This is a genomic window from Microcystis viridis FACHB-1342 (assembly GCF_014698335.1).
Classification (GTDB): Bacteria; Cyanobacteriota; Cyanobacteriia; order Cyanobacteriales; family Microcystaceae; genus Microcystis; species Microcystis ichthyoblabe_A.
Window position 1 is genome coordinate 1 of record NZ_JACJSV010000128.1, and the last position, 4,476, is coordinate 4,476.

Sequence of the window (4,476 nt, forward strand, 5' to 3'; positions counted from 1 at the left end):
GGGACTATGATAATCTTTTAATCCTTTTTTCACCAACTCTAAGGCTGACTCGCTGACATTTTTAAAGGGTTGTTTGGCATTTTTTCGCCTTGTCTCGCTTTGAGCTTGTGCTGTGTCAGGTAGATAGCAGCCAAGGGAACTTTGATTCCTTTTTAATTCTCGCTCTGGTCGTGCTTTGATGACATCCGAGCCAGACGGCCATTTGCCGTTGAGATAAATTTCCCTCTTGACTAAGTTGGTAGAGCAAGTTTCTTTGTTCTATGTTAAGATGTTGGAGGCTTCGTTTTTGGGTCTGATTTGTTTTTGTTAATGATCAGACATTACCTGATGAGCCTTTCTTTGACAACTCTTGAGGTTGATGCGTTTCATTTTTGAATTGGCAAAATCATTGAAGCTAACAATGATGCAACTCTCGAAGAATTATCGGACTTACTGTATGAAAAGACACAGGTGAAAGTCAGTAGAGCCACCCTGGGGCGGCTGACGCAAAAACTCAATTACAGTTTCAAAAAAAAACACTACACGCGGCGGAAAAAGAAAGTGACAGGGTACAGCAAAAAAGAGTGGGATACTGGTCAGAAGTTCGGGAAATTGAGGCATCAAAACTAATTTTCATCGATGAATCGGGGGTAAATTTAGCCCTTTTGAGACTCTATGCTAGAGCCTTAATTGGCCGAAGAGCTAGGGGAAGAAAACCACAAAAAAGAGGGGTTCTTCTAGGTTCTGTGTGATAAGTTTAACTTACATAGGATCGATCAATCTTTGTGTCCTTTGTGTCTTTGTGGTTCGTTCCACCCCCTCGCTAGGAGGAATGTATCTTAGAATACATTTTACCCACCAAACCTGGTAGAGCCAAAGAGGGAGAAATATTTCAATAATTAGTGCTATAAGCTTAGAAAAAGTTGTGGCATCAGTCAACATATACGGTGCAGTGGATGCGGTAACATTTGAAGGATTTATTCTGAAGGAAGTGCTGCCAAAAATTAAAGAAGGAGACTGTTTGATCATGGATAACGCCAAGATTCATCTCGGAGAAATGGTCAGAGAAATAATCGAACAAGAAAAAGCTAGACTCATCTATTTACCTCCTTATTCTCCTGAATTCTCTCCTATTGAAAACTTTTGTTAAAAAGTGAAAGCGATGTTAAGAAAACTGGAGGTGAGAACTTACAAAGACTTAATAGAAGGGATTGAATTGGCTATGTTAGAAGTTACTCAAAAAGATATTCGCAATTGGTTTACTCACTGTTCTTACTGTACCTCATAAATCAGAGAATTGCTATAATTTATAATTTATAATTACCTATAGATAGTTAAGTTTTTGAGCAATTAGAGGTAACGCAAGAGCGATAGCAACACTAACAATCATACCGATAAAAGCTTTCAAAGCATCCCCTAAAACCAGTTTACCCGTGGCGGCTAAATTAGGGGTTTCTCTGGTTAAAGTCAGAGAAATTTCTCGACCTCCTAATAAACCTAAAAATACCCAAGTGGTACTCATGGGAATATGATTATAGCCAACAAAAAAGAGTAAAATTAAACCATAAATTAAGTTAATAATTGTTGCAGAACGCGGATCATGGGCGTTAGTTTTGCTAGTGACAATTTTCTCGATTTGACCACCGTGATTAATAAAAATGATAGTTTGCAGGAGTAGCATAACTGTTAGAGATAAAACTAACCATGTTGCTGCTAACTTTCTGGGAAGATAGGCGAAAATATTAGCAAAATCTTGCATTAACCATTGACTCCAGAGAAACCCGGTGGATAACCACTGTAAAACTACCCAGATTTTTTGAGGTTCTTTATTAACTGTTTCTAGGAAAAAGTTTTCTAATCGATAAATAATTCGATAGATGACTAACCCCACTATAACAGCAATAGCATAACCCCAAGCAGATTTAACTAACATTTCATCTAGAGATTGGGGAGCAAAAACTGTTAAAACCAAAAAGGTTGTACTCACGGGTATTCCCCAAGTGGTGAGAATTAAAATTGCTAAGGGAGGAACGATATAAATCCAAGTAAAATTTTCTGGTAAGGGAATCATTTCTAGTCGATTATAAGCCACATCTCCCTGATTAATATACCAACCAGCGATAAAAATCGAGGCTAAGATTATACTGGAATACAGCCATAAAATCCACCAGGGACGTTCTTCATTGGCACTTAAAAAAGTCCCTAAAGTCTGTAGGGAATCGTTAGCAACGATTGCATAAGCTGATAGAATAAAGCCAGCAATCATAAAAAAATTACTCATAGACAGTGGGAATTATAAATTATGAATTATGAATTATGAATTATGAATTATGAATTATGAATTATGAATTATGAATTATGAATTATGAATTATGAATTATGAATTGGGGAGAATAAATAAAAATAATCTCCTGACAACTGGCTCCCGAAAACGAAAACTTCCTACCTACCTATTAATATAACCGCTATAACTCCTTAATTTTGCTTTAAAAAATCCCTCGCTAGATAGAAAGCAGCTAAACTACCAGAGACGGTAATTTCTTGGGGATTAATTTCCTGTAAAGGTCGAAGAATAACTTCAATTTCCTCGGTAACATCTAACTTTTGTTGACCGGTGGGGATAGCATTAAGAGCCAAAAAAATGTGAATTCTGTTAGTATCTTTAACGGGATTATCGTACAAAACACCTAGAGGTATTAGAGAATCACTTTGATAACCAGTTTCCTCCTCGAATTCTCGACGCGCTGCTGCAGTAATATTATCTTCACCCGCATCTACTGCCCCGGCGGGAAATTCTAATAAAATTTCCTTAACTCCGTGACGATATTGACGAACAAAAACTAATTGATTATCCCCGGTAACTGGAACAACTAAAACAATTTCAGGACGAATATTAACAAAATAATCGTCGATAACTTGTCCAGAGGACAACTTCACCACGTCTTGACGGACTTGACACCAACGATTATGAAAAACTAGCTCAGATTTAATAATTTGCCATTTTTTTAAATTAGTCATCGACAATCCCGTTATAATTGCAGTGAAATTACTAAACTTTTTTCGCAGATAATTATAAGTAAGTAGGTAGGCGTTAAAAATTATCAGACACTCCCGTTATCAAGGGTAGGGTTGATTCATGAATCAACCCTACCTTATCAAGGAGGGATCGAACCTAAAATCCATTTTTAATTTAATTATAACCAGCTACTTAAGTGCTTCTAATTAAATTGCAGATAGATTTTGCTTTCGATTCCCCCTGCTATGGTTACTCGGCTCTCTTGTATCTATATAATAGACAAAACTTATCCGTTAGGTATTACCTTAATAAATTGAAAAAGTACGTTAAGTAACACATCTTACCACAAAAGCCAGCCTGATGGTGATTTCAGAGGACATAGTAAGACCAATGGCTTTTCAGAAAACGAGCTATTTCTAGAAATTGTGCTGATGCTGTTTCGTTAAGACAAAATTAGTTTGGCAAAAGCGAAAAGCTCCCCAGGACGCACCCTAGAAAATCTCAAAAAAAAATCGACCCGCCTAGCGGCGGGAAAAAGAGAAAAAGAGAAAAAGAGAAAAAGGGTAAAAAGGGTAAAAAGGGAAAAAGGGTTACAGAGTCCTCCCAGCACCGCACACCACCCGAAAACCGTTGAGGTCGTAGGTGAGGTCGCGGCGGAAGTAGTAGTTGCGGTAAGCAGAACGGCAGTAATTTGGATTGTAGTACCAAGAACCGCCCCGCAGTATTTGAAAATGATTATCCCTTATCAGCCAAGCACTGCCATCCCTTGGCGCATTCTCATAGCTATCATGCCAATTGTCCTCGCACCACTCAAAAACATTGCCACTCATGTCATACAGTCCCCAAGCATTGGGCTTTTTATCACCAACAGGATGAGTCTTATACCGAGAATTTCCGTCATACCAAGCGTAATCTCCTAACTGACTAGCATCATCACCGAAATAATAGCGAGTAGTGGTCCCCGCACGACAAGCATATTCCCATTCCGCTTCCGTCGGTAGGCGATAGGTTTTCCCGGTTATTTGACTCAATTTCCGACAAAAAGCTTGAGCATCATTCCAACTAACCTGTTCTACCGGATTTTGGGGATTGTTTTGAAACTTAGAGGGATTGGTTCCCATTACTGCTTCATATTGTGCCTGAGTCACTGGATATTTGCCAATCGCAAAACTGTTGACTTTAACTTGGTGTTGAGGCTTTTGATACTTGTCAGCATCGGGACCACTATCAGGAGAACCCATGAGAAATTGACCTGCTGGTAAGCTCACCATCTCTAGTGTTACTACGTTGGATATTTTTTCGGTAAATGGAGTAGGTGAAGCAATTAGGGGTATTGGTGAAACAGGCTTTTTGACTGCTGCCGGTGCTGGTGGAGGTGAAGGGGGAGAATTCCATCCCACAGGTTGTAAGGCATTTAAAACCTGTTGTGCTGTCCATCTTTGTTTTCTATCTTTTTGCAAACACCCTTCAATAATCGGTTT

At 38.7% G+C, this 4,476-nt stretch carries 3 protein-coding genes and 3 pseudogenes; 2 read left to right on the plus strand and 4 right to left on the minus strand.

What is annotated here, in order from left to right; translation table 11 throughout:
- Positions 1-262 (minus strand): annotated as a pseudogene (locus H6G40_RS22580) (helix-turn-helix domain-containing protein); the annotation flags it as partial.
- A gap of 119 nt (positions 263-381) precedes the next feature.
- On the opposite strand from H6G40_RS22580, the pseudogene H6G40_RS22585 reads away from it, so the two are divergent.
- Positions 382-706 (plus strand): annotated as a pseudogene (locus H6G40_RS22585) (IS630-like element ISMae26 family transposase); the annotation flags it as partial.
- 150 nt (positions 707-856) lie between these two features.
- A pseudogene (locus H6G40_RS22590) lies at positions 857-1,267 on the plus strand (transposase); the annotation flags it as partial.
- A 36-nt stretch (positions 1,268-1,303) separates the two neighbouring features.
- On the opposite strand, the gene H6G40_RS22595 reads toward H6G40_RS22590, so the two are convergent.
- The 3 genes from H6G40_RS22595 to H6G40_RS22605 form a co-directional block, all read right to left on the minus strand.
- Complete coding sequence (locus H6G40_RS22595; RefSeq protein WP_190538256.1) at positions 1,304-2,245, minus strand: hypothetical protein; 942 nt, start codon at positions 2,243-2,245, stop codon at positions 1,304-1,306.
- Positions 2,246-2,454: 209 nt separating this feature from the next.
- On the minus strand, positions 2,455-2,997 hold the full coding sequence (locus H6G40_RS22600; protein WP_190538254.1) for an NUDIX hydrolase: 543 nt from the start codon (positions 2,995-2,997) through the stop codon (positions 2,455-2,457).
- Positions 2,998-3,585: 588 nt separating this feature from the next.
- Positions 3,586-4,476 (minus strand): formylglycine-generating enzyme family protein (locus H6G40_RS22605; RefSeq protein WP_190538255.1); only part of this gene is annotated, 891 nt, incomplete at its 5' end.